Origin of the sequence: Candidatus Pantoea communis (assembly GCF_011752685.1) — a bacterium.
Lineage (GTDB): Bacteria > Pseudomonadota > Gammaproteobacteria > Enterobacterales > Enterobacteriaceae > Pantoea > Pantoea communis.
The window spans coordinates 42298-66538 of sequence record NZ_VWXC01000013.1; the positions used below are offsets into that span (position 1 = coordinate 42298).

At 53.5% G+C, this 24241-nt stretch carries 22 protein-coding genes; 8 read left to right on the top strand and 14 right to left on the bottom strand.

Annotation, left to right across the window (positions count from 1 at the left end; all coding sequences use genetic code 11):
• From nuoE to lrhA, 5 genes are all read right to left on the bottom strand, one after another.
• Entirely contained in the window at positions 1–516 is a 516-nt protein-coding gene (nuoE, locus tag F3J37_RS17400) for an NADH-quinone oxidoreductase subunit NuoE (protein ID WP_058961298.1), read from the bottom strand.
• A 2-nt stretch (positions 517–518) separates the two neighbouring features.
• Complete coding sequence (gene nuoC, locus F3J37_RS17405) at positions 519–2318, bottom strand: NADH-quinone oxidoreductase subunit C/D (protein WP_097116580.1); 1800 nt, start codon at positions 2316–2318, stop codon at positions 519–521.
• A 115-nt stretch (positions 2319–2433) separates the two neighbouring features.
• Positions 2434–3114 (bottom strand): NuoB/complex I 20 kDa subunit family protein, encoded by a 681-nt coding sequence (locus F3J37_RS17410; protein ID WP_007889318.1) that lies wholly within the window; start codon positions 3112–3114, stop codon positions 2434–2436.
• Positions 3115–3129: 15 nt separating this feature from the next.
• On the bottom strand, positions 3130–3573 hold the full coding sequence (locus F3J37_RS17415; RefSeq protein WP_034825074.1) for an NADH-quinone oxidoreductase subunit A: 444 nt from the start codon (positions 3571–3573) through the stop codon (positions 3130–3132).
• 660 nt (positions 3574–4233) lie between these two features.
• Complete coding sequence (gene lrhA / locus F3J37_RS17420; protein ID WP_034825076.1) at positions 4234–5157, bottom strand: transcriptional regulator LrhA; 924 nt, start codon at positions 5155–5157, stop codon at positions 4234–4236.
• Between the two features lie 704 nt (positions 5158–5861).
• Here lrhA and F3J37_RS17425 point away from each other — a divergent pair.
• The 3 genes from F3J37_RS17425 to yfbR all read left to right on the top strand — a co-directional run bounded on the left by F3J37_RS17425 (position 5862) and on the right by yfbR (position 8122).
• On the top strand, positions 5862–6095 hold the full coding sequence (locus tag F3J37_RS17425) for a hypothetical protein (RefSeq protein WP_166934748.1): 234 nt from the start codon (positions 5862–5864) through the stop codon (positions 6093–6095).
• A 27-nt stretch (positions 6096–6122) separates the two neighbouring features.
• Positions 6123–7340: a pyridoxal phosphate-dependent aminotransferase gene (locus F3J37_RS17430; protein WP_034825078.1), complete on the top strand. Its 1218-nt coding sequence runs from the start codon at positions 6123–6125 to the stop codon at positions 7338–7340.
• A gap of 182 nt (positions 7341–7522) precedes the next feature.
• A complete protein-coding gene (gene yfbR, locus F3J37_RS17435) occupies positions 7523–8122 on the top strand; it encodes a 5'-deoxynucleotidase (RefSeq protein ID WP_034825080.1) in 600 nt (199 codons plus the stop codon).
• Between the two features lie 26 nt (positions 8123–8148).
• Here yfbR and F3J37_RS17440 read toward each other — a convergent pair whose 3' ends face one another.
• The 3 genes from F3J37_RS17440 to yfbV form a co-directional block, all read right to left on the bottom strand.
• Entirely contained in the window at positions 8149–8808 is a 660-nt protein-coding gene (locus F3J37_RS17440; protein ID WP_166934750.1) for a sugar phosphatase, read from the bottom strand.
• Positions 8809–8822: 14 nt separating this feature from the next.
• The gene (locus F3J37_RS17445; RefSeq protein WP_166934751.1) at positions 8823–9317 is read right to left on the bottom strand and encodes a YfbU family protein; all 495 of its coding nucleotides are present in this window, start codon (positions 9315–9317) and stop codon (positions 8823–8825) included.
• A gap of 151 nt (positions 9318–9468) precedes the next feature.
• Positions 9469–9921: a terminus macrodomain insulation protein YfbV gene (gene yfbV, locus F3J37_RS17450; protein ID WP_166934753.1), complete on the bottom strand. Its 453-nt coding sequence runs from the start codon at positions 9919–9921 to the stop codon at positions 9469–9471.
• Positions 9922–10260: 339 nt separating this feature from the next.
• Here yfbV and ackA point away from each other — a divergent pair, with 339 nt between their 5' ends.
• The 3 genes from ackA to F3J37_RS17465 all read left to right on the top strand — a co-directional run bounded on the left by ackA (position 10261) and on the right by F3J37_RS17465 (position 15536).
• A complete protein-coding gene (ackA, locus tag F3J37_RS17455; protein WP_045813654.1) occupies positions 10261–11463 on the top strand; it encodes an acetate kinase in 1203 nt (400 codons plus the stop codon).
• Between the two features lie 73 nt (positions 11464–11536).
• On the top strand, positions 11537–13681 hold the full coding sequence (pta, locus tag F3J37_RS17460) for a phosphate acetyltransferase (protein ID WP_337023305.1): 2145 nt from the start codon (positions 11537–11539) through the stop codon (positions 13679–13681).
• 595 nt (positions 13682–14276) lie between these two features.
• Complete coding sequence (locus tag F3J37_RS17465; protein ID WP_166934755.1) at positions 14277–15536, top strand: 4-aminobutyrate--2-oxoglutarate transaminase; 1260 nt, start codon at positions 14277–14279, stop codon at positions 15534–15536.
• A gap of 46 nt (positions 15537–15582) precedes the next feature.
• Here the strand turns inward: F3J37_RS17465 and yfcD are convergent, their stop codons facing one another.
• Together yfcD and yfcF are read right to left on the bottom strand one after the other, a co-directional pair.
• On the bottom strand, positions 15583–16128 hold the full coding sequence (yfcD, locus tag F3J37_RS17470) for an NUDIX hydrolase YfcD (RefSeq protein ID WP_038645719.1): 546 nt from the start codon (positions 16126–16128) through the stop codon (positions 15583–15585).
• Positions 16129–16239: 111 nt separating this feature from the next.
• A complete protein-coding gene (gene yfcF, locus F3J37_RS17475; RefSeq protein WP_166934757.1) occupies positions 16240–16881 on the bottom strand; it encodes a glutathione transferase in 642 nt (213 codons plus the stop codon).
• A 202-nt stretch (positions 16882–17083) separates the two neighbouring features.
• On the opposite strand from yfcF, the gene F3J37_RS17480 reads away from it, so the two are divergent.
• On the top strand, positions 17084–17977 hold the full coding sequence (locus F3J37_RS17480; RefSeq protein WP_166934759.1) for a TIGR01777 family oxidoreductase: 894 nt from the start codon (positions 17084–17086) through the stop codon (positions 17975–17977).
• Between the two features lie 35 nt (positions 17978–18012).
• On the opposite strand, the gene F3J37_RS17485 is transcribed toward F3J37_RS17480, so the two are convergent.
• From F3J37_RS17485 to dalD, 3 genes are read right to left on the bottom strand one after another with little or no spacing between them, the layout of a single operon-like run.
• Positions 18013–19293, bottom strand: coding sequence for an MFS transporter (locus F3J37_RS17485; protein ID WP_166934761.1), 1281 nt, complete (start codon positions 19291–19293; stop codon positions 18013–18015).
• Positions 19294–19320: 27 nt separating this feature from the next.
• The gene (gene xylB / locus F3J37_RS17490) at positions 19321–20790 is read right to left on the bottom strand and encodes a xylulokinase (protein WP_166934763.1); all 1470 of its coding nucleotides are present in this window, start codon (positions 20788–20790) and stop codon (positions 19321–19323) included.
• A 2-nt stretch (positions 20791–20792) separates the two neighbouring features.
• On the bottom strand, positions 20793–22181 hold the full coding sequence (dalD, locus tag F3J37_RS17495; RefSeq protein ID WP_166934765.1) for a D-arabinitol 4-dehydrogenase: 1389 nt from the start codon (positions 22179–22181) through the stop codon (positions 20793–20795).
• A gap of 194 nt (positions 22182–22375) precedes the next feature.
• Between dalD and F3J37_RS17500 the strand changes: the two genes are divergently transcribed.
• A complete protein-coding gene (locus F3J37_RS17500) occupies positions 22376–23323 on the top strand; it encodes a sugar-binding transcriptional regulator (protein WP_166934767.1) in 948 nt (315 codons plus the stop codon).
• A gap of 141 nt (positions 23324–23464) precedes the next feature.
• On the opposite strand, the gene hisP is transcribed toward F3J37_RS17500, so the two are convergent.
• Entirely contained in the window at positions 23465–24238 is a 774-nt protein-coding gene (hisP, locus tag F3J37_RS17505) for a histidine ABC transporter ATP-binding protein HisP (protein ID WP_038645703.1), read from the bottom strand.
• Positions 24239–24241 lie beyond the last annotated feature (3 nt).

Sequence of the window (24241 nt, forward strand, 5' to 3'; positions counted from 1 at the left end):
TCATTGATACTGCTCCAGCAGATTGGCGATGCCTTCCGGGGTCAGATGAACATGGGTATCTTCATCCACCATCATGGTTGGGCCTTTGTCACAGTTGCCCAGGCAGCAGGTTGGCAGCAGGGTAAAGCGGCCATCGGCTGTGGTCTGGCCCGGCTTGATATTCAGATTCTGCTCAAGCGCAGCCTGAATGCCCTGGAAACCGGTGATGTGGCATACCACGCTGTCGCAGTAACGAATGACGTGACGGCCAACCGGCGTGCGGTAGATCTGGCTGTAAAACGTCGCCACACCTTCTACGTCACTGGCTGGAATGCCCAACACTTCAGCAATGGCATTGATGGCGCCATCTGGCACCCATCCACGCTGCTTCTGCACGATCTTCAACGCTTCAATTGAGGCAGCGCGTGCATCTTCGTAATGGTGTTTTTCGTGCTCAATAGCGTGGTGCTCGGTCTCGCTCAGCACAAAGACCTCATCAGGGTCGATAGTGTGAATGGCAATTTTTTGATCGTGCATAATTAGCGGTCCACGTCTGACATAACAAAATCGATACTACCGAGGTATACGATCAAGTCGGATACCAGGCTGCCGCGGATCACCGATGGGATCTGCTGCAGGTGCGGGAAGCTTGGCGTACGCACACGGGTGCGGTAGCTCATGGTGCTGCCATCGCTGGTCAGGTAGTAGCTGTTGATCCCTTTAGTCGCTTCAATCATCTGGAAGGATTCGTTGGCCGGCATGACCGGGCCCCACGAAACTTGCAGGAAGTGCGTGATCAGGGTTTCGATGTGTTGCAGCGTGCGCTCTTTTGGTGGCGGCGTGGTCAGCGGGTGATCCGCTTTGAACGGGCCTTCCGGCATGTTTTTCAGGCACTGTTCCAGAATGCGCAGTGACTGCCACATCTCTTCCATTTTCAGTTGAACGCGGGTGTAGGCATCACTGATGCCTGCGCCAACAGGGATCTCAAAATCGAAGTTTTCATAGCCTGAATACGGACGCCATTTACGCACGTCAAAGTCGAGACCGGTGGCGCGTAAGCCAGCACCAGTGGTGCCCCACGCCAGCGCTTCGTCCATGTTATAGGCCGCAACGCCCTGCGAACGGCCCATCAACACGGTATTGCGCAGTGCGGCTTTGTCATACTCTTTCAGACGCTTTGGCATCCAGTCGAGGAACTCACGCAGCAGACGCTCCCAGCCTTTCGGCAGATCGTGTGCCACACCGCCGATGCGGAACCACGCCGGGTGCATACGGAAACCGGTAATCGCTTCAACCACGTCATAAATTTTCTGACGGTCGGTGAAGGCGAAGAACACCGGCGTCATGGCACCCACGTCCTGGATAAAGGTGGAGATGTACAGCAAGTGACTGTTGATACGGAACAGCTCTGACAGCATCACGCGGATCACGTTGACGCGATCCGGCACGGTGATGCCGGCTAATTTTTCCACCGCCAGCACGTAAGGCATCTCGTTCACGCAGCCGCCGAGATATTCGATACGGTCGGTGTACGGAATGTAGCTGTGCCAGGATTGGCGCTCGCCCATCTTCTCAGCACCACGATGGTGGTAGCCGACATCCGGCACGCAGTCGACGATCTCTTCGCCATCCAACTGCAGAATGATACGGAAGGCACCGTGCGCGGACGGGTGGTTAGGACCCAGGTTGAGGAACATGAAGTCCTCATTGGTGGTGCTACGCTTCATGCCCCAGTCTTCAGGCTTGAAGGTCAGCGCCTCCATTTCCAGATCTTCTTTCTGTTTGGTCAGTTCGAACGGGTCGAACTCAGTGGCACGCGCCGGGTAATCTTTACGCAGCGGATGGCCTTCCCAGGTCTGCGGCATCATGATGCGCGTCAGGTGCGGGTGACCATTAAAGGTGATACCAAACATCTCCCAGGTTTCGCGCTCATACCAGTTGGCATTGGCGAAGATTTTGGTGATGGTCGGCACATTCAGATCGTTTTCAGACAACGCCACCTTGAGCATGATGTCGCGGTTGCGTTCAATCGAAAGCAGGTGATAGAAAACGGAAAAATCCGCGGCGGGTAAACCGGCGCGGTGGGTACGTAAACGCTCATCGAAACCGTGCAAGTCATACAGCATGACGTACGGCTTTGGCAGCTTACGCAGGAATTCGACAATTTCCAGTAACTGTTCACGTTTCACCCAGACGACCGGAATACCGGTGCGGGTGGCCTGAACGGTAAAGGCATCCGGCCCAAAACGGTTACGCAGCTCGCCGACCACTGGATCATCCAGATGGTCGCGGGTTTGCCATGCAGGCTGAGCGAGATCTTGCGTGGTTAAATCTGTCATACGTTACTCACCATTCCGGCCTGTAATCAGGCGCTAAAAGAAGGCGTCAGGATGGCGGCGCGCATTAAATTGTGATGTTCTGCTGCGGCCGTTGTGCCATCCGTGTACGGGAAGCTTAGACTTCGTCTGGCGTTCTCAGGTTAGTGACGGCAATACGCTCGCCGCGTTTTCTCTCACGCTCTGGCTGCATATTGGCGCGATAAACGCCCTGATCACCCACCACCCACGACAGTGGACGGCGCTCTTTACCAATCGACTCACGCAGCAGCAGCAGCGCTTGCATGTAAGCTTCAGGACGCGGTGGGCAGCCCGGAATGTACACGTCAACCGGCAGGAATTTATCCACGCCTTGCACCACAGAGTAGATGTCGTACATGCCGCCCGAGTTTGCACAAGCACCCATGGAGATCACCCATTTCGGTTCCAGCATCTGGTCATACAAACGCTGAATAACCGGCGCCATTTTGGTAAACGGCGTACCGGCGATCACCATAAAGTCAGCCTGACGTGGGGAGGCGCGCATGACTTCGGCACCAAAACGCGCCACGTCATGCACCGCAGTGAATGACGTGGTCATTTCCACGTAGCAACAGGAAAGACCGAAGTTGTACGGCCAGAGAGAGTTTTTACGACCCCAGTTCACCATGTCATGCAGGGCATGCTCGAGCTTGCCCATATAGACGCTGCGATGAACGTGCTGCTCCAGAGGATCGGTGACAATCTCCTGTTTCTGCAGCGGATAGCGATCGTTATCACCGCCGCCGTTCGGGTCTACGCGTGTCAGCGTGTAGTCCATCTTATTGCCTCGCTTTTACTGCTTATGAGGGTTGGTGTGGTTGTGACTGACCGGAATTGATTTGACCACTACGCGACGACGCGCAGGAGCCCAATCCAGTGCACCGATGCGCACCAGATAAACCAGGCCTGCCAATAGCACCAAAATGAAAATTGCGGCTTCGACAAAGCCGACCCATCCGCTCTCACGGATTGAAGTCGACCAGGCGTATAAATAGAGGGCTTCGACGTCGAAAATAACGAAGAACATCGCAACCAGATAGAATTTAGCGGAGAGGCGAATATGGGTATCACCGACGGATTCGATACCCGATTCAAACGGGGTGTCTTTATGGCGTGCCCGCGCACGACCACCTAACAACCAACCGCCGGTCAACATGAAGGCACACAGGCCAAATGCAATAACAATAAAAACAATAAACGCCCAGTGATGAGCGATCACTTCTGTGGTTGTCGACATACTCTTTGCTTACTCATCAAAAGTGGCGCTGGCATCCTGCACTGTTGCAGCAAACACACCACATGAATTCAAGGGAAGGATAAAAAACCTTGTAAACTATGCTGTCATTATCAAATAAGCAGCAATTTTATGGGGTTTTTTACTCCTTTCTATAACCTTTTGTCAACTTTGACAAAAGCACCCAAACATTAATTAACACCCGTAGCATATTATTAACAAACGAACCCCATCATACCAGCTAAATCGCTTCAGTTTGTGAGGTTAATTTCAGTGTAGCGGGTATTCACATGCATGGATCGTGCATTTAACAATCATATTTTGACAGGTCTTACAGGGATTTCCCCCCCCTTATAGGGGGTATTTTTTTGATCCAGAACACATAATGGTGTTTTTTGCTGTAAAAATCGGCGATCGGTACAGGCAAATGCCCTGGGAAAGATGGCACGGAATGATAAAGAAGTTCCACTTTGAGCAAAAATGGAACAATTTCCATTTTTCAGGAAGAGAGGAAAATTATTGGTGGTGAATCGCGTTAGAAAGCGTGAATTAAAATGCATAAAAAAAGCCTTAGCTGATGTTTATCAGTCTAAGGCTCATTTTAATAAGTTTTAACAATTAACTGGTATTCCAACGTGAAGGAATAACCCGCTATTGTTGACCTTACTCTTCGTCATCCAGCAGCAGGGTGCCATCTGGATTTGCCGTCAGATTGTAAGGATCGTTGGTGGACTGCATCGCGTTGAAGATCGCCAGCGCCAACTCGTTATCACTGTCTGGATTACGGCACAGCAGGTACTGAGTATCGGGCAATACCGGCAGCCCTTCAGCCGCCCCCATTACACGCAGCTCTGGGCTCATCATCTCAACCGGGCGTGCTGTGACACCCAGACCCGCTTTCACTGCCGCACGCACTGCTGCCAGCGTTGATGCAACATACGAAATGCGCCATGGGATGCCCGCTTCATTCAGGTGATCGATCGCCATGTCACGGTACGGACTTGGTTCATCCAGCAGCACCAGTGGAATGGCTTCGCCGCGCTGGAAGATGTAATCCGCAGCACAGTACCAAAGCGTCGGAGAAGTACGCAGGACCTGATGGGTGAAATTACCAGGACTGGACGTGGTGACAACCAGATCAACCTCACCCTGATTCAGCATTTCCATCATGAACGGGTTGCGTTTGACGCGCACATCAATGGCCAGCTTCGGATAGACCGACGTTACGCGGTTAAGCAGGAACGGCAGAATGGTATCGGAAGTGTCATCGGAGGCGCCGATGGTCAGTACGCCCTGGATGTTGCTGTACATTAAAGAGGTGCACGCTTCGTCATTGAAACGAAGGATCTTTCTGGCGTAGCCTAGCAACTGGATGCCATGCTCCGTCAACAGTTTATTACGTCCATGTCTGGCAAACAGCTCTTTACCTACCAATTGCTCCAGACGTTGCATCTGCTGACTTACTGCGGATTGCGTTCTGCACACTGCTGCAGCCGCCGCCGCAAAAGTATTCAAGTCAGCAACAGCAACAAAAGTACGCAGCAGATCGAGGTCGAGATTCAGTATCGGACGATTTGCATTAGTCATGTTTTTTCTTCACTTATAAGATTTTTTAAAACTACTACCCTGGTGTATTACCCTACTTATCAAATAGATAAGAGGTAATGGTGCTTAATGACAGCCCTGTGTGGAGCTGTCATGGAAAAATCGTGTCAGGCGGATGCCGACGGATACGTCACTCTGTATTCAGAGGAGTGCCGTCTAATAAGACAGAACAACTTCGGGTACGAAGACGTATGTCGCACAGATGCTGGAAGCTGCGTAGTTGTCTAGTTTCCCGCGAAAACGGCCTGCGGGTCAAAAAGAGATAACATCATGTTATGCTGATGCGAAGCGATAAAGTGCATCAAATAATAAATTATACTTAATCATTTTTACGCTTTAAAGGGAAATGTTTTCGATCAAATCATCGCATTTTTTGACCAAATCCCTTTTCCGCCACATCCTGCCACAACAGCGCTCATTTTTTAACCCCCCAGGTTCTTAAACTGCTGCAGCCGCGTTAAAGTTACAGTGTAAATGCTATTTAACCTGCTGCTGTTATCAGAATAGGTCAGTTCGCAGCGCTTCATGCTGCCACCTTAAACTGATTAAGAATGCGTGACATTTAATGGCACCAGCGATGGCTGCAACGGCACTGTTTAGTTCTTCGACATCCAACAAGATTTCTTTAACTATTTCATCAGGTCGCTAATGGTTTTTTTTACAGGATGTAAATAAAAAATTTCTTAATGACCTCCATTACCCATGGATTAGCGGCTTTACAGTGCCAGCACAAACCACCAGCATTTTATATTACAAAAAAATCAAACAATAGAGTTATTAACCAGATTAACCTTCGCAAACTGCGTTTTACGCCACCCAAGACAGGAATCATTGGCAAACGCGCCAAAACCTTAAGCCGCCCTTCTTTTGTGACAGTGAGAGGAGTAAATTGGGCAGGTTTGATTTTGGTGGCAGGTTAAAGGACTCTGCCCGTTAAGGCGGTAACGATGAATTTTCAAATTGATAAATCCGGCAAGCTGGAAAATGTCTGTTATGACATCCGTGGCCCGGTACTGAAAGAAGCTAAGCGTCTGGAAGAAGAAGGTAATAAAGTTCTCAAACTCAACATCGGCAACCCTGCCCCGTTTGGTTTTGAAGCCCCTGATGAAATTCTGGTTGATGTGATTCGCAACCTGCCGAGTTCGCAAGGCTATTGTGATTCAAAAGGACTGTATTCGGCGCGTAAAGCGATTATGCAGCACTACCAGGCGCGTGATATGCGCGATGTTACCGTCGAAGATATCTACATTGGTAACGGTGTCTCTGAACTGATTGTACAGGCGATGCAAGCATTGCTGAACAGTGGTGATGAGATGCTGGTACCTGCGCCAGATTATCCGTTATGGACGGCAGCCGTGTCGCTGTCGAGCGGTAAAGCTGTGCATTATCTGTGTGATGAGTCTGCGGGCTGGTTCCCGGATTTGGACGATATCCGCAGTAAGATAACCCCGCGCACGCGTGGCATCGTCATCATTAACCCGAACAACCCAACGGGTGCGGTGTACAGCAAAGAACTGCTGATGGAAGTGGTGGAGATTGCGCGTCAGCACAACCTGATCATTTTCGCTGACGAAATCTACGACAAGATTTTGTATGACGAGTCACAGCACCATTCGATTGCGGCACTGGCGCCGGATCTGCTGACCGTGACCTTTAATGGCCTGTCTAAAACCTACCGTGTTGCGGGATTCCGTCAGGGTTGGATGGTGCTAAACGGTCCGAAGAAACACGCTAAGGGCTATATCGAAGGGCTGGAGATGCTGGCGTCGATGCGTTTGTGCGCCAACGTGCCTGCTCAGCATGCGATTCAAACGGCGTTAGGTGGCTATCAAAGTATCAGCGAGTTTATTGCACCTGGTGGTCGTTTGTATGAACAGCGCCAACGTGCCTGGGAATTGATCAACGACATTCCGGGCGTCAGCTGCGTGAAACCACAAGGCGCTTTGTACATGTTCCCGCGCATCGATCCCAAGAAATTCAACATCTTTGACGATCAAAAAATGGTGCTGGATTTCCTGTTACAAGAGAAAGTGCTACTGGTTCAGGGTACCGCCTTTAACTGGCCATGGCCGGATCACGTGCGCATCGTCACCTTGCCACGTGTTGATGATCTGGAAATGGCGATCAATAAATTTGGTCGTTTCCTGCAAGGCTATCGTCAGTAGTCTGACACACTGACCCGCAATGCATGCAGGCAGCAAGTGAATGAATTCAGGTTGCTTACCTGCGTGAGCGACTTGGGTAAGTGAACGCAGCTAACGTACATGCAACCCGAAGTATGAAGGGTATATACTGTTTTCATCTCGGGGAAGGCACTCCTTCCCCGCCGTGAGAACAGGAACCGTCTATGACCCGTAGCCACTTTTTCGCTCATCTCTCCCGTCTTAAACTGATCAATCGCTGGCCATTGATGCGCAACGTTCGCACCGAAAATGTCTCTGAACACAGTCTTCAGGTGGCGATGGTGGCGCATGCGTTGGCCATCATCAAAAACAAAAAATTTAACGGCAATCTCAATGCAGAGCGTATTGCGATGCTGGCGCTGTATCACGATGCCAGTGAAGTGCTGACCGGTGATTTACCCACGCCGGTGAAGTATTACAACGCGCAAATTGCTCATGAGTACAAAAAGATCGAAAAGATCGCTCAGCAGAAGTTGATCGAGATGTTGCCGCCGGAATTGCAGGATGCCTACCGTCCGTTGATTGACGAGCATTTGCATAGCGAGAGTGAACAAGCGGTGGTGAAGCAGGCTGACGCGCTGTGCGCCTACGTGAAATGTCTGGAAGAGCTGTCAGCAGGAAATAACGAGTTTTTGCTGGCCAAGGCACGTCTGGAGAAAACACTGTCACAGCGTCGTTCCCCTGAAATGGATTACTTTGTAGAGATATTCATTCCAAGCTTTAGCCTGTCGCTGGATGAAATTTCTCAGGATACCCCATTATAAAAAACGGGCCGCTATGGCCCGTTCTGTCAGACGTTGGCAGAAAGTGTAAACATGCCGTTTTCTGTAGGTGAAACCACCAGCGGTTCCAGTGTTTTCACCTGCCAGGTCACTTCATTCAGGCGCGGGGCATCCGTGGGGGCATTAACCGCAACCACTGCACTGCGCGCCTCCAGCCCGGCAATAATGCCGGCGGGCGCATCTTCAACCACAACGCATTCCGCTGCAGGCAGTCCCAGGCGTTCAGCACCCAGCAGATACGGCTCCGGGTTCGGTTTACCCAGTTTAATGTTTTCTGCGGTAATGAACACTTCCGGCATCGGTAAACCCGCCGCTTTGTGACGCGCGTGAGCCACCGGGATCGATCCTGAGGTCACTATCGCCCAGGGAATCTGCAGTTCGTTGAGTGTGGCGAGCAATGCCTTTGCCCCCGGAATCGCTTGCACGCCCTGCGTGTCTTCTGCTTCTAAACGCTCAAGCCACATAAACTCCGCCTGAATCGCCTCTTCAGACTGTCCTGCCATAAAATGGCGCAATGAATTGATAGCTGGCTTACCGTGTATGAAGTTCAGGACTTCTTCCGCCGCAATACCCTGGCGCTCGCCCCACAATGACCATGCGCGGATCACCGCAGGCAATGAATCCACCAACGTACCGTCCAAATCAAACAGAAAACCCCTGTACTTCACGCGTCGCTCCTTATTCAGGCATTGAGAATCTGCGCGATTTCGTTCGCGCTAAGATGATACTGACGCGGACAAGTGTGCCACACCGCCAGCATGCGTTGGTATTTTTCCCACATCGGCGTCTGGGCATTGAAGCCATGCGTACCGGAATCAAACTGGGTATAGCGCCCTTCAACGTTCACCATGAAGCGCACATAGCCGAGATAGCGTGCTTCGGTGGCCGCGTCAAAACCGAGAAATGCCAGACGGCGCTCTTCGATAGTACTGGCTTCTTTCAGATTCGACCAGGAGACATGCAGCGCATGGTGCATTTCCATAATATCGATGAGCTGGCGGCAGGTGGCTTCCGTGAGCTCGCCAAACTCTTTGTCGAGTTCGCGCAGTTGCAGGCCGTAGCCCCGTTCGATGATGGTCTGGTAGCTGCGATAGCGCTCCGCATTTTCCGGCTCAAGCATCGCCATCATTTTGTATTGATTGGAGAGGATCAGTCGTTGTGCATGGGTCATTTCCACGGTTCGCTCCCGGGCCATCACGGCCGCTTAAGATTTAAACAATGGATAAATGATTACACAAGGAAAGCGATGCGTGTTTGCCCGCATCACTTTTCTTTGATTTAAACCCGGTTACTGCACACATTCTCTGGCAGTAAAAAGGGATGATCGATCAAAGATCGTCGAGGAAGGTACGATCGAGTTGTTTAAAGGCGCGCTTCAGCACATCGGCCAGCGCCTGGTAAGTCGGTTTACCATCAACGGGGGCAATCGCTTGTCCCGCTTCTTCCAGTTTTGCGCGTACTTCGTGGAACCAGTGCAGTAAAGTCGGCGGCAGTGGCGTGATGGAGCGTTTACCCAGCCACCACAATCCCTGCATCGGCAGACTGCAGGCAAACAGTGCGGTGGCAATCGCCGGTCCCAACTGCCCGCCCATGGCGATTTGCCACGTCAGGGTAAATATCGCCAGCGGGGGCATAAAGCGGATGGCAAAACGCGTTGCCGTCATCACGCGGTTTTCAGGGAACATCGGTGCCAGTCGTTTGTCGGCTGGCCAGGTCTTCATGTAACGCTGACCGTTCTGGAATAAACCAAACCAGCCGGGATTGCTTGTGTCATTCGCCATGATAGACCTCAACTAATTCTGCAACGATTAAAATAAAATGATAACTACACAACTTTACGTGACATCCTTCAAAAGATTTTGTCTTTGCGGGTGACAGTGGGTATTCTGACGCCGTTTTAGCAACATTACCGGAAGCTTCAGCTCAATAAAAGAGCGGTTTAGAGCCATGTTTCGCTAAGCAGATTTCAAAAATCTGCGTAAAATTACCGAAATTTTTTTGCATGTCGGTCTCTTTTTGACTACCGCATGATGTTAATCATTAATCTACCAGCATTCATGGGCTACGCTGTTAGTCTGATTGCGTTATTTTTAGCCACTCTTTAATCAATAGGTACTTCCATGTCAACGAAGTTAGTACTGGTTCTGAACTGCGGCAGCTCTTCACTTAAGTTTGCCATCCTCAATCCAGCCACCGGTGACGAATATCTGTCAGGTCTGGCGGAGTGTTTCCATTTACCTGAAGCGCGTATCAAATGGAAACTGGAAGGCAGCAAACAAGAAGCGCCTCTCGGCGCAGGTGCAGCGCACAGTGAAGCGCTGAACTTCATTGTTAAAACTATTCTGGCACAAAAACCAGAGCTTTCGGCACAAATCGCTGCAATCGGCCATCGTATCGTACACGGCGGCGAACAGCTGACTAAATCGGTCATCATCGATGAATCAGTGATTCAGGGTATTAAAGATGCTTCCTCTTTTGCCCCGCTGCACAATCCGGCACATCTGATCGGCATCGACGAAGCGTTGAAGAATTTCCCGCACCTGTCAGATAAGAATGTGGCGGTTTTTGATACGGCATTCCATCAGACTATGCCGGAAGAGTCTTATCTTTATGCTCTGCCGTACAAACTGTACAAAGAGCACGGCGTTCGTCGCTATGGCGCACACGGCACCAGCCACTACTATGTGACGCAGGAAGCCGCCAAAATGCTGAACAAGCCAGTCAACGAACTGAACATCATCACCTGCCACCTCGGCAACGGCGGTTCAGTTTCTGCTATCCGCAACGGTCAGTGCGTCGATACTTCCATGGGTCTGACGCCGCTGGAAGGTCTGGTCATGGGCACCCGCAGTGGTGATATCGACCCGGCGATCGTGTTCTTCCTGCATGACACGCTGGGTATGAGCGTGGATGCGATCAACAAGCTGCTGACCAAAGAGTCTGGTCTGCTGGGTCTGACCGAAGTCACCAGTGACTGCCGCTATGTTGAAGACAACTACGCGACTAAAGAAGATGCTAAGCGTGCGATGGACGTGTTCTGCCACCGTCTGGCGAAGTACATCGGCAGCTATACCGCGTTGATGGAAGGTCGTCTGGATGCCGTGGTGTTCACCGGTGGTATCGGTGAGAACGCGGCGATGGTGCGTGAGCTGTCATTGGCAAAACTCGCATTGCTGGGCTTCGAAGTGGATCACGAGCGTAACCTTGCTGCCCGCTTTGGTAAGTCTGGTTTTATCAACAAAGAGGGCACCCGCCCGGCCGTGGTGATCCCAACCAACGAAGAGTTGGTCATCGCCCAGGACGCCGCGCGTCTGACCGCCTAAATACACTTCTCTCCGTCAGCTCAGGCTGACGGAGTTGTTTTGGCTAGTCTGCAACACCTGAGAGGTTTTTATAGTGTCACGTACAATCATGCTCATCCCTACCGGCACCAGCGTCGGCCTGACCAGCGTCAGCCTCGGCGTGATTCGTGCCATGGAGCGCAAAGGCGTTCGCCTGAGCGTGTTCAAGCCGATTGCCCAGCCACGTGCGGGCGGCGATGCGCCAGATCAGACCACCACCATCATTCGTAAGAACTCCGCGATCCCTGCCGCTGAACCGCTGCAGATGTCACGCGTTGAGTCACTGTTGGGTTCGAACCAGCAAGACGTGTTGATGGAAGAGATCATTGCTAACTACCACGCGAATGCGCAAGACGCGGAAGTGGTGTTGGTGGAAGGGCTGGTGCCAACCCGTAAGCATCAGTTTGCCTCTTCACTGAACTATGAAATCGCAAAAACCCTGAATGCGGAAATCGTGTTCGTGACGGCGCTGGGCAATGATTCGCCTGCGCAGTTGAAAGAGCGCATTGAATTAACGCAAAGCAGCTTTGGCGGCAGTAAGAACAAAAACATCACCGGCGTGATCATTAATAAACTGAATGCGCCAGTGGATGAGCAGGGTCGTACGCGCCCTGACCTGTCTGAAATTTTCGATGACTCGACGAAAGCAAATATTGCCAATATCGATCCTAAGCAGCTGTTTGCTAACAGCCCATTGCCGATTCTGGGCTGTGTACCCTGGAGTTTCGATCTGATCGCGACGCGTGCCATCGATATGTGCCGCCATCTGAATGCAGAGATCATTAACGAAGGTGAGATCCAGACACGCCGCGTGAAATCGGTGACGTTCTGCGCACGTAGCATTCCGCATATGCTGGAGCACTTCCGTCCGGGTTCACTGCTGGTGACATCGGCCGATCGTCCAGACGTGCTGGTTGCAGCTTGTCTCGCCGCCATGAACGGTATTGAGATCGGTGCCGTGTTGCTGACCGGTGGTTATCAGATTGAAGCACCGATTGCGCGTCTGTGTGAACGTGCCTTCCAGACGGGCCTGCCGGTGTTTATGGTGAAAACCAATACCTGGCAGACCTCACTGAGCCTGCAGAGCTTTAATCTGGAAGTGCCTGCAGATGATACCCAGCGCATTGAGAAGGTGCAGGAGTATGTGGCCAGCTTTATCGATGCCGATTGGGTGGAATCACTCACTGCGACTTCCGAACGTAGCCGTCGTCTGTCTCCACCAGCCTTCCGTTATCAGTTGACCGAGCTGGCACGTAAAGCGGGCAAGCGTATCGTGCTGCCAGAAGGCGACGAGCCGCGTACCGTGAAAGCGGCGGCGATTTGTGCCGAGCGTGGCATTGCGTCATGCGTGCTGTTGGGTAATCCGGATGAGATCCAGCGTGTCGCTGCCGCTCAGGGTGTGGTGTTGGGTGAAGGTATTGAGATTGTCGATCCAGAAGTGGTGCGCGAAAATTATGTGCCACGTTTGGTTGAGCTGCGTAAGAGCAAGGGCATGACCGAAGTGGTCGCGCAGGAGCAGCTGGAAGATAACGTGATGCTCGGCACCATGATGCTGGAGCGCGGTGAAGTGGACGGTTTGGTGTCAGGTGCTGTTCATACCACCGCCAATACCATTCGTCCGCCGTTGCAGTTGATCAAGACCGCGCCAAACAGTTCACTGGTGTCTTCCGTGTTCTTTATGCTGCTGCCTGAGCAGGTGCTGGTGTACGGTGACTGCGCGATTAACCCGGATCCGAATCCAGAACAGCTGGCAGAGATCGCGATTCAGTCTGCGGATTCCGCCAAAGCCTTTGGTATCGATCCACGCGTGGCGATGATTTCCTACTCAACCGGTAACTCCGGTGCGGGTAGCGACGTTGAGAAGGTACGCGAAGCGACGCGTATCGCGCAGGAGAAACGTCCTGATCTGGTGATCGATGGTCCGTTGCAGTATGACGCTGCGATTATGGAAGATGTGGCGAAGTCGAAAGCACCAAACTCTGCCGTTGCAGGCCGTGCGACCGTGTTTATCTTCCCGGATCTGAACACCGGTAACACCACTTACAAAGCGGTTCAGCGTTCGGCCGACCTGATTTCCATCGGGCCGATGCTGCAGGGTATGCGCAAGCCAGTGAACGATCTGTCACGTGGCGCATTGGTGGATGACATTGTTTATACCATCGCACTGACCGCGATTCAGTCACAGCAGGCGGAAGGTTAATTCCTTTTTCTTTCTGCTGAACGTAAGGAGCATGAGGGTTAAACCTTGTGCTCTTTTTTTTGCTTTAAGATTGGTGGGTGGTGAAGGCTGGGTGTTGCTGTGGGCTGGGTGCAGTTGTCGCTGAATGCTCGGTGCAAACGACAGGGAAGGCCAGTCCGATCGCGAAGGATTAACGCATCCCTGCAGATCGGCCGCGCCATCCATGGCGCGGACGCTTCGCTCTTCGCACTGGCCTTCCCTGTCTTTCAAACTTGATCATCGCTTTTGGGGTGCACACCTCAGCATTCTGACTGTATGTCATGAAAGGCTATGTCGTACGTTTCTGTTAATACTCTTCTTCCCTGCCCTTCAAACTTCATCATCGCTTTTGGGGTGAAAACCTCTACATTCTTACTTTTTGTCGTGAAAGGCTATGCCGTACGTTTGTGTTAATACTCTCCTTCCCTGTCCTTCAAACATGTTCATCGCTTTTGGGGTACACACCTCCGCATTCAGGGCGAATGTAACGTGGCGACTTTCACGCAGTGGTTCACTGGCGAAAAAACACCCCGCCGCTCACACTGATCTCAGGCTCCCGTGAATTGCGAGGTGAATGATGAGCAACAGTGATGTGCACCGTCGTCGATTGAAGGCCACGCCGCGCGGTGTGGGTGTGATGTGTGATTTTTATGCGGTGAAGGCGGAAAATGCCACAGTTTGGGATCAGAATGGGCGTGAATACATTGACTTCGCGGCAGGCATCGCGGTGCTGAATACCGGGCATCGTCATCCGAAAGTGATGGCGGCCGTGCAGCAGCAGCTGGATTGCTTTACCCATACCCCGTTTCAGGTCATCCCTTACGAGAATTATATTCATCTCGCTGAGCGGCTTAACCAGCGCGTGCCCATTAGCGGCGAGGTGAAAACCTCCTTCTTTTCCAGCGGTGCAGAAGCGGTAGAGAATGCGGTGAAGATTGCCCGCGCGGCGACCGGGCGTCCCGGCATTATTGCGTTCACAGGCGCATTCCACGGGCGCACCCATATGACGATGTCACTGACGGGCAAAGTCGTGCCTTACAAAACCGGCTTTGGGCCGTTTGCCGGTTCGGTATTTCACGCCCTGTATCCTAATGCGCTGCACAACGTGAGCGTGCATCAGGCATTAGAGAGTCTGGAAGCGATTTTCCGCAGTGATATCAGCCCACAGCAGGTGGCGGCGATCATTTTCGAACCCGTGCAGGGCGAAGGCGGTTTTTATATTGCGCCACCAGCGTTTGTATCTGCGTTACGTGCCTTATGCGATCGTCACGGCATTTTGTTAATCGCCGATGAGATTCAGAGCGGTTTTGCACGCACCGGCAAGCTGTTCGCCACTGAGTATTACGATGTGCAGCCAGATTTGATCACCATGGCAAAAAGTCTGGCGGGCGGGTTTCCGTTATCGGCCGTATCCGGGCGTGCCGAAGTGATGGATGCCCCTGAGCCGGGTGGTTTAGGTGGCACTTATGCGGGCAGCCCGCCCGCGATAGCCGCCGCGCATGCCGTGCTGGATATTATTGATGAAGAACAGCTGTGCGCACGCGCTAATCAATTGGGCGAACAGCTCAGTGCCACTTTGCGGAGTGCAGGATGCGCATCCCTTGCTGAGGTGCGCGGTTACGGCTCAATGGTTGCGGCAGAGTTTCAGGATGACGCAGGCCGACCATCAGCAGAAATCACCAAAGCGATTCAGTTACAGGCGCTGGCACAAGGGCTGATTTTACTGACCTGTGGCGTACACAGTAATGTGATCCGTTTTCTTTATCCGCTGACGATTCCGCAGCCACAGTTTGATAAGGCCCTGCAACTGCTCAAAGACATTTTACGTGAGCATTAGAAACAACAAAGGCGCCGTTGGGCGCCTTGTTCGAACGTCGCGGGAATCAGGATTCGCTGCTCTGCTTGCGACGCGCGGCATCGCTGTTGCGGCTCAGCCACAGTGATACGGCTTTGAGCGAGTCGTCGGTAAATTCATCGCAGCGTGCAGTGATCTCTTCTGGCGTCATCCAGAACACTTCGTCGACTTCTTCTTCCTGCATGGCGAATGGGCCATGTGACACACAGCTAAACAATCCGCCCCAGACGCGGCAGTGCTCATCTTCGAAGTAGAATTTACCATGCTCGGCAAACGGCACTGCGGCGATCCCTAATTCTTCTTCCGCTTCACGGCGTGCAGATTCCAGCAGGTCCTCACCACTCTGCACCACGCCACCGGCGGTCGCATCGAGCATACCCGGCATGAAGTCTTTGATTTCAGTGCGACGCTGCACCAGAATTTTGCCCATGCCATCATGCACCACGATGTAGGTCGCACGATGACGCAAATTCTGCGCGCGCATCTGCGCACGGCTGGCCTGCGCAATGACTTCGTTCTCTTCACTAACGATATCAACCCACTCGATACCGCTATCTGCCGTTTGATCCACCATCCGTAACCCTTTTCTGTTTTCGGCGTGCCCAGCACGCGCCTGTTTGCGATGCTTTATTAGAATGAGCGGTAAGGTAAAGCGTTCTTTTCGCCTCCGCAAGGCTCTTCGTGCTTAGCGTGATTTGCCCGATTCGGCCAGCCACAATTGCACTGACGCGCGTTGCCACTGAAACTCGGCGTAATGCTGCAATTTCACCGGTAACGTGTCGCCATGCAGTGCCAGGCGGTTAATCATCACCGCCAAATCGGTGTCGGCAATCGACCATTCACCAAACAGGTTTTGTTGTCCATCCGGTAGCAGGCGCTGAACCGCCGCAATCAACTTGCTTGCCGCCTGCTCACCAGCCGGAGTTAATGGCGCAAAGCGCTCGCCGGCAAACAGCACTTCCGTCGGACGCTCAGCACGCAGCGCCATTAAATCACTGCGCAACCACGCCTGCACTTCACGCGCATGCGCACGCTTTTCACGATCGCGTGGATAGAGACGCTCAAATTCAGGGGCCGGAAAACGCTCTTCAAGGTATTCAGCAATCGCTGAAGATTCATTGAGCACCAGATCATCAATTTGCAGCGTAGGCACGCGACAGGTGAGCGACAGCGCGCGATAGTCATCTTCAAGCTGAGCGTTTTGCGCCAGGTCCACGCGCTTTAGGGTGAAAGGAATGCCTTTCTCGGTGAGTGCAACGTAGACAGACATAGCGTAAGGGCTGAAAAAGGATGCATCGGACCACAAGGTGATGGATGGATAGTTCATCGGCTGCCTCAATAAGCATCAGGTGTGCTTTCTATTTACCGATTTTTATTTGTTTAGGCAATGGTGTGCTGGTCGGATCTTTGACCTTAAGACCAACACAAACTTTCCCTTTTTCTTCATTAGCGTAAGCGCTGTCACGCTATCCGTGCGCTTCTCTTCTATGATCAGTCTGAGCAGAAAATAAATTACAAGGAGGCTCAGCATGCACCTGCTTATTACCGGTGGCACAGGTTTGATAGGCCGCCATTTGATACCACGTCTGCTGTTGCTCGGACATCAGGTGAACGTCGTCACCCGAGATGTCGCGGCGGCACGGGACAAACTGGATCCTCGCGTTTCGCTATGGTCCGGTATCAATCAGCAAACCGATCTCGACGGTATTGATGGCGTGATTAATCTGGCGGGCGAGCCGATCGCCGATAAACGCTGGACCGAACAACAGAAACAGCGGCTGTGTGAAAGTCGCTGGCAGATCACCGAGCAAATCGTTTCGCTGATCCACGCCAGCAGCAACCCACCGCATTTTTTAATTTCCGGATCCGCGACCGGCTTTTATGGTGATACCGGCGATCTGGTATTAACGGAAGACGATCCCGGTCACGATGAGTTCACTCATGCCCTGTGTGCACGTTGGGAACAGCTGGCGCTTAATGCACAGAGCGATCGCACCCGCGTTTGCTTATTACGTACTGGCGTAGTGTTGGCAGAGGAAGGCGGCGCGCTGGCAAAAATGAAGCTGCCGTTCAAACTGGGCGTCGGCGGTCCAATTGGCAGTGGTAAGCAGTATCTGCCGTGGATTCACATTGACGATCTGGTTAACGCGATCATCTGGCTTATCGACAATAACAACCTGAGTGGACCTTTCAACATGGTCGCGCCTTATGCGGTACGCAATGAGCAGTTCGCCGCCACCCTTGGCCACGTGATGCATCGACCGGCGTTTATGCGCACGCCTGCCAGTGCGATTAAATTGATGATGGGTGAATCCGCGGTATTGGTGCTCGGTGGACAACACGTGTTACCGAAACGGCTGGAGGAGTCGGGTTTTGGTTTCCGTTGGTATGATTTGCAGGAAGCGCTGCAGGATGTGGTCTGATAAACAGACGGCGGCCCTGAGCCGCCGTTTTTCCATTAGCTACGCTGCTCCGCGACGCGCGATTTCACCGCCCTCTCCTCTCGGGTATGCCCCGGCTGCGGCACGCGAATGATAAAGGTCAGCACGCCCGCAAACACATACAGCACGGTGTAAGCCCATACCACCCCGACAATATCAAAGAACGGCAACATCACTGAAGCGATGGCTGGTGCCACGAAATTGCTCAGGCCCGCCGACAAGTTGTAGATCGAGACGGCGGCACCTTTGTGATGCGGTTCCAGCGTCGGGAACACCGCCGTCATCGGCACAAACGCCGCCACAAAGATCCCCAGCATCACTGCCGGAATCAGCGCCACCCAGAAGTTGTGACCGGCATACAGCGGCAGGTAATAAAACATCAGGCTGGAAATCGCCATTCCTAAACAACCGAACCAGCGTACCTGACGGATCCAGCCTAGCTTCTCACCGGTGATGCCCCAGAAGATGTTGGTGAAGATGGTGACGAAGAAGAACACCGCCCAGATCTGCAGCCATTCAGAGATGGTGAAGCCGAGACGATCGACAAACAGCAGTGGCATGATGATGGCAAAACCAAACAGCGATAGCGTGTTGATGATGCGAATCAGGCAGGCATAAAATACGTGCTGATTGGTGAACAGGATGGTCACGGCCCGCGACATCTCGGTCATTTTGTCACGCATCGGCAAATTCACCCGCGAGCGATCCACCGGCACATTGCGCAGGCTGAAGTACGCCAGAATCCCACCACAGGCCACCCAGACGATCGCCAGCCACAACGTCCCGGTTTCCCCCAGCATCGGGATGATCAGACTTGGCAGGTAGCTGCCGACCACGCCGATGCCGACGGAATACATTGCCCAGAACCAGCCGGTTGCTGCCGCCAGTTTCTCACGTGGTAAGACCTGCACCAGCATCATCATGAACGAGTAGATAAACAGCGGATAAGCCAACCCACGGATGCCGTAGAACAGCACCATCAGCGGATAATTGCGCAGGCCAAGCCCCAGCGACATAAACAGCGCATGCATCACGATCCACAGCAAAAAGCCAATCATCATCGCGCGCTGCGGGGTGATCAGCTCAGCCACCACGCCCGACGCCCAGGCCGCCAGCGCCGCCGCTAAACCATAGAAAGTAAACACCACCGCAGATTGCGCAGGTGTAAATCCCATGTCGGTGATATGGCGAGACAGAAACGCCATTTCAAAGCCATCACCCGCCATGAAAATCGCGATAGCGAGGAAGCCCCAGAACATCTTTTTCGGTAAGCCAAACCAGTATTCGTTCGATTGCATCACCATCACCTTCTGTTTGGTAAGCCGTTATGCAGGCAGCAAGCTGCGTACCTGTTGTTGTTGGATGTAGAGTTCGCGGAACAGACGCAGCCGCTGTTGCAGCACCGCACCGCGCGTCACGTCCGGTTGGTAGCGCGCCTGTATCGCCGGTTTCAGACACACCTCATGCTCAAGACCGCCATCCGCCAGCCACGCTAAACGCGCGGCGCCCAGTGCACCGGATGCGCTGGCCGGGTGGGTGACGATAGGCAGTTGCAGCACATCGGCAATCAGCTGTGCCCACAGCGTGCTACGCGCACCACCGCCGGTCAGGCTGCATTGCTGAATGTGATGCTGAGCGTCACCGAGCACGGCTAACCCATCCGCCAGCCCAAATGCCACACCTTCGATCACCGCATAGCCCAGCAAGGCACGCGGCGTTTCGTGGCGTAGATTGAAGAAAGAACCGGAGGCGTCAGGATCGTTATGCGGTGTGCGCTCGCCTGACAGATAAGGCAGGAAAACCGGTGCGCGGCGCAGTTGTTCATCACTGAGCTGTGCCATCTCCTCCATCAGTTGGCTTTCGCTTACCGACAGCAGATTGCACAGCCAGCGCAGACAACTGGCGGCGCTGAGCATCACACTCATCTGATGCCAGCGGCCCGGTAACGCATGGCAGAAGGCATGCACCCCAGATTGAGGATCGGCCTGTAAGCGATCGTTCACCACGAAGATCACGCCGGACGTGCCCAATGAGATAAAGGCATCACCGGGATTGACCGCACCCACACCGACCGCTGAAGCGGCATTGTCACCACCACCACCGGCCACCGTCACCGAAGTGGATAAGCCCCACTCGCTCGCGAGTGCCGCTTGCAAGTGGCCACTCACCGCGCTGCCTTCTACCAGCTCAGGCATCTGCGCGCGCGTCAGGCCCGTTATTCCCAGCAGTTCATCAGACCAATCACGCTTCGCCACATCCAGCCACAACGTGCCGGCAGCATCGGAAGGTTCACTGACAAAGCGCCCGGTAAGACGCCAGCGCAGGTAATCTTTTGGCAGCAGGACCTTATCGATGCGGCTGAAGATTGCTGGCTCATGCTCTGCCACCCAGCGCAGTTTCGGCGCGGTGAAGCCGGGCATGATCATGTTGCCGCTGATCGCCATCATCTGCGGATAGCATTTACGCAGCACATCACACTGCGGCGCACTGCGCGTGTCGTTCCACAAGATGCATGGACGCAACACCTTGTCGTCCGCATCCAGCAGCACAGCGCCATGCATCTGACCGGATAAGCCGATGGCACGGATCGCGGCCCACGCATCAGGGGATTGATGACGTAATCCCGCCAGCACTTCAGTGCAGGCTTGCCACCAGCGTTCGGGATCCTGTTCTGCCCAGTGGGGATGTGGGCGCTGCACAGCCAGCGTGGCGTGCTGAGACGCCACAATCTCGCCGTGTGTATTAACGATCAGCGCTTTAAGTTCTGAGGTGCCGATATCGATGCCGAGATACATGATTACACCGCCGCCAGTTCTGGCTGTTTCAGCCACTGCTGCAAACTCTCAACACGACGGGTCACCAGCGCGTGAAACGCCTTATCGTTGGCCAGTTCCGCAAACAGCGCGCTGTCACTCAGGAAGGATTTTAATGGGTCGGCGCTGCCGAATTGTTTGCGCAGCGCATCGGCTTGCAGCGCACCATCCTGATAGGTGTAAGGCAGATCGTCATTGGCCCAGCGCTGCATGAACAGGAAGAACAGTGCCGGAATCACCGCTGTTGCACTGGGCTGCGCACCGCGCTGGTAGCACTGTTGCAGGGTTGGCGTCACCATGCCGGGAATTTTGGACAGGCCATCAGCACCCACGCGCTGGTTGGTGTCTTTGATGTATGGGTTGCTAAAGCGGGCCAGCACCACGTCGCGGTAATCGGCTAAATCAAGCGGGCTGGGCGACAGAGAGGGAATAACATCCTGAGTGACGTAGTCGTGCGCCAGTTGATAAATCGCCGGATGACGTGTGCTGTCATCGATATAGTTCAAGCCAATCAGCGTGCCCGCCCAGGCAATCGCGGCATGTGTCGCATTGAGGATGCGGATTTTCGCCTCTTCCCACGGCAGCACCGATTCCACCAGCTCAACGCCGACCTTTTCCAGCGCCGGACGCTCGGCAATAAAGTCATCTTCAATCACCCACTGAATAAAGGACTCTGCCATCACCGCTGCCCCATCCTGTTTGCCGGTTGCGGCTTGCACGCGCTCCGCCACATCCGGCGTAGGGCGCGGTGTGATGCGATCGACCATGGTATTCGGTGAAGTGGTCTGCGTGCGCACCCAATCTGCCAGCGCGGTATCGCCTTTGGCGGCAAGGAAGGCGAGGAACCCCTCACGGAAACGCTCGCCGTTATGGCGCAGGTTGTCACAGTTCAGCAGTGTGACCGGCGTGCCACCTTGTGCAACACGCGCTGTCAGGATGCGGCTGAGTGCGCCATAAATAGTGCGGAAGTCGCCACCCAGATCGGCCTTCACGTCTGCCTGATTGAGATCCAATTTAAATTCAGGTGTCAGGTAGTAGCCCGCTTCAGTCACGGTAAAGCCAATTACACGGGTTTGCGGATTGGCCCCCTGCTCAACCAGCGCGCTAATTTCACTGTCCCACGGCAAGATTTTGCGCAGCGAGGTGATGGTTTCGTAATCACGCTCACCTTCTGGCGTCACGGTTTCCAGCACATATTCGCCATTCTGCGCCGCGAGCTGATTGAGCAACGGCACCGCGTCATTGCGAATATTGCCGAGCGCGATGCTCCAGCTTTCGTCACCCTGCTCGCGCAGTTTATGCAGATACCACGCCTGATGTGCCCGATGGAAAGATCCCGCGCCGATGTGCATCCACACTGATTGATTGGTCATAATCGCCTCAATTAAACATTTGCCACAAGACAGGGCATTTGCCCGATGACAGGTAGCATAGTGTGCGTGGTGAGGATCGTTCTGCGAGCCTTATCACAAATAATACATTTGCTCTTTTTTAGGGCTTTTGCTCAGTTAGTGCTTTTCGTAAAACACGCGCTAAGATGTCGCATCAGTTTTGACGGAACAGCGTGATGAGCAGAGAAGAGAAAAAGCAGGAGCTGGCCGCACGTGCCGCGTGGATGTACTACGTTGCAGGCGTCACGCAGCAAGAGATTGCGCAGGCATTGGGATTATCACGTCAGGTGGCGCAGCGCCTGGTCTCCAGCGCACGCGAGATGGGCATGGTGAGCGTGAAAATCGATCATCCCGTCACGCACTGTTTGCAACTGGCGCGCGAGGTGCAGGAGAAGTTTGGTCTGGATCTGTGCCGCGTGGTGCCGTCGGCCAATCTGAATGATGACGCTATTCAACAAATGCTGGCGGTGGAAGGCGCGGCGGTGATGTCACAGTTCATCAATGAGGAAACGCCGCAGGTGTTTGGCATTGGTTCGGGCAAGACTCTACGCTCAATGATCGATGCATTGCCGTGGGTGGATCGTCCGCAGCATCAGTGCGTTTCGATGATTGGGGCGATTGCACGCGATGATTCCGGTACACGCTACGATGTGCCGTTGAAAATGGCCGAAAAGATGCAGGGCAAATATTTCTTCATTCCTGCGCCGCTGTACGCCGACACACCACAGGATAAAGCGATGTGGGTGCAGCATCAGGTGTATCAGCGCGTCACCGATCGCGCATTGCAGGCGGACGTGGCTTTTGTGGGGATTGGGGAAGTGATGCCGGGTTGTCCGTTAAATGCCGAAGGATTTATCACCGATGCACAGGTTGAGGCACTGAATGCACGCGGCGTGGTGGGCGAAATGCTCGGTCACTTTTTCAATCAGCAAGGTGAGCGCGTGTGGGGCGAAACCGATGAGCTACTGACCAGCGTATTGCTGGAGAGCCAGACAACGCGCAAGATTATTGGTTTTTCCGGCAGCGAGCGTAAGTACCCGGCGATTCGGGCTGCCTTGCAGGGCGGCTGGGTATCGGGACTGGTAACCGATGAAGATACGGCGCTGAGGTTACTGCGAGAGTGAGTTTTCAGCGCCTGCTCAGGAAGCGGGGGCAGATCGTAAAGACGGCATAAACCATCCCTGGGCCTCAGCCCGCGCCATCCCTGGCGCGGGATGCTTTGCTCCTCTGCCCCCGCTTCCATCGCCTTAACCATCGTGCAAAATTTACTTCAGCGATCCCGACAGGAACTGCTGCAAACGTGGGCTTTTCGGGTTGCCGAAAAGCTCATCTGGCGAGCCCTGCTCTTCAATCTTGCCCTGATGCAGGAAAATCACGTGATTGGAAACATGACGAGCAAACTCCATCTCATGCGTCACCACCACCATGGTTTTACCCTCTTCAGCCAGTTTCTGCATGATGCGCAGCACTTCGCCGACTAACTCGGGATCCAGCGCAGAAGTCGGTTCATCAAATAACAGCACTTCCGGCTCCATCGCCAGGGCGCGGGCAATGGACACACGCTGCTGCTGACCGCCCGAAAGATGCACCGGATATTTAGCACGCGCACGCTCATCAATGCCGACTTTATCCAGATATTTAATCGCACGCTCACGCGCTTCGGCTTTGCTCAGCCCCAGCACCTGGATTGGCGCTTCGGTGACGTTATCCAGCACCGTCATATGGCTCCACAAATTAAAGTGCTGGAACACCATGGTCAGACGAGTGCGCAGTGAACGCAGCTGCTCTTTGTTGGACACTTTCAGCTGTCCATCGGTATCGCGCACCAGATTGATTTGCTCGTTGTTAACCGAAATGGTGCCTTCGCTCGGCTTTTCGAGGAAGTTAATGCAGCGTAAGAAGGTACTTTTCCCGGAACCGGACGAGCCAATGATGCTGATCACATCGCCGGCGTTCGCCTGCAGTGATACGCCTTTCAAAACTTCATGTTCACCGTAACGCTTGTGCAGTTCGGTAACGCTTAATTTGTTGTCAGCCATAGT

What these genes read in the sequence shown, in the direction of transcription:
- nuoE (WP_058961298.1), bottom strand. Translation starts at nt 516, where the DNA reads ATGCACGATCAAAAAATTGCCATTCACACTATCGACCCTGATGAGGTC.
- nuoC (WP_097116580.1), bottom strand. Translation starts at nt 2,318, where the DNA reads ATGACAGATTTAACCACGCAAGATCTCGCTCAGCCTGCATGGCAAACC.
- F3J37_RS17410 (WP_007889318.1), bottom strand. Translation starts at nt 3,114, where the DNA reads ATGGACTACACGCTGACACGCGTAGACCCGAACGGCGGCGGTGATAAC.
- F3J37_RS17415 (WP_034825074.1), bottom strand. Translation starts at nt 3,573, where the DNA reads ATGTCGACAACCACAGAAGTGATCGCTCATCACTGGGCGTTTATTGTT.
- lrhA (WP_034825076.1), bottom strand. Translation starts at nt 5,157, where the DNA reads ATGACTAATGCAAATCGTCCGATACTGAATCTCGACCTCGATCTGCTG.
- F3J37_RS17425 (WP_166934748.1), top strand. Translation starts at nt 5,862, where the DNA reads ATGACCTCCATTACCCATGGATTAGCGGCTTTACAGTGCCAGCACAAA.
- F3J37_RS17430 (WP_034825078.1), top strand. Translation starts at nt 6,123, where the DNA reads ATGAATTTTCAAATTGATAAATCCGGCAAGCTGGAAAATGTCTGTTAT.
- yfbR (WP_034825080.1), top strand. Translation starts at nt 7,523, where the DNA reads ATGACCCGTAGCCACTTTTTCGCTCATCTCTCCCGTCTTAAACTGATC.
- yfbV (WP_166934753.1), bottom strand. Translation starts at nt 9,921, where the DNA reads ATGGCGAATGACACAAGCAATCCCGGCTGGTTTGGTTTATTCCAGAAC.
- ackA (WP_045813654.1), top strand. Translation starts at nt 10,261, where the DNA reads ATGTCAACGAAGTTAGTACTGGTTCTGAACTGCGGCAGCTCTTCACTT.
- F3J37_RS17465 (WP_166934755.1), top strand. Translation starts at nt 14,277, where the DNA reads ATGAGCAACAGTGATGTGCACCGTCGTCGATTGAAGGCCACGCCGCGC.
- yfcD (WP_038645719.1), bottom strand. Translation starts at nt 16,128, where the DNA reads ATGGTGGATCAAACGGCAGATAGCGGTATCGAGTGGGTTGATATCGTT.
- yfcF (WP_166934757.1), bottom strand. Translation starts at nt 16,881, where the DNA reads ATGAACTATCCATCCATCACCTTGTGGTCCGATGCATCCTTTTTCAGC.
- F3J37_RS17480 (WP_166934759.1), top strand. Translation starts at nt 17,084, where the DNA reads ATGCACCTGCTTATTACCGGTGGCACAGGTTTGATAGGCCGCCATTTG.
- F3J37_RS17485 (WP_166934761.1), bottom strand. Translation starts at nt 19,293, where the DNA reads ATGCAATCGAACGAATACTGGTTTGGCTTACCGAAAAAGATGTTCTGG.
- xylB (WP_166934763.1), bottom strand. Translation starts at nt 20,790, where the DNA reads ATGTATCTCGGCATCGATATCGGCACCTCAGAACTTAAAGCGCTGATC.
- dalD (WP_166934765.1), bottom strand. Translation starts at nt 22,181, where the DNA reads ATGACCAATCAATCAGTGTGGATGCACATCGGCGCGGGATCTTTCCAT.
- F3J37_RS17500 (WP_166934767.1), top strand. Translation starts at nt 22,376, where the DNA reads ATGAGCAGAGAAGAGAAAAAGCAGGAGCTGGCCGCACGTGCCGCGTGG.
- hisP (WP_038645703.1), bottom strand. Translation starts at nt 24,238, where the DNA reads ATGGCTGACAACAAATTAAGCGTTACCGAACTGCACAAGCGTTACGGT.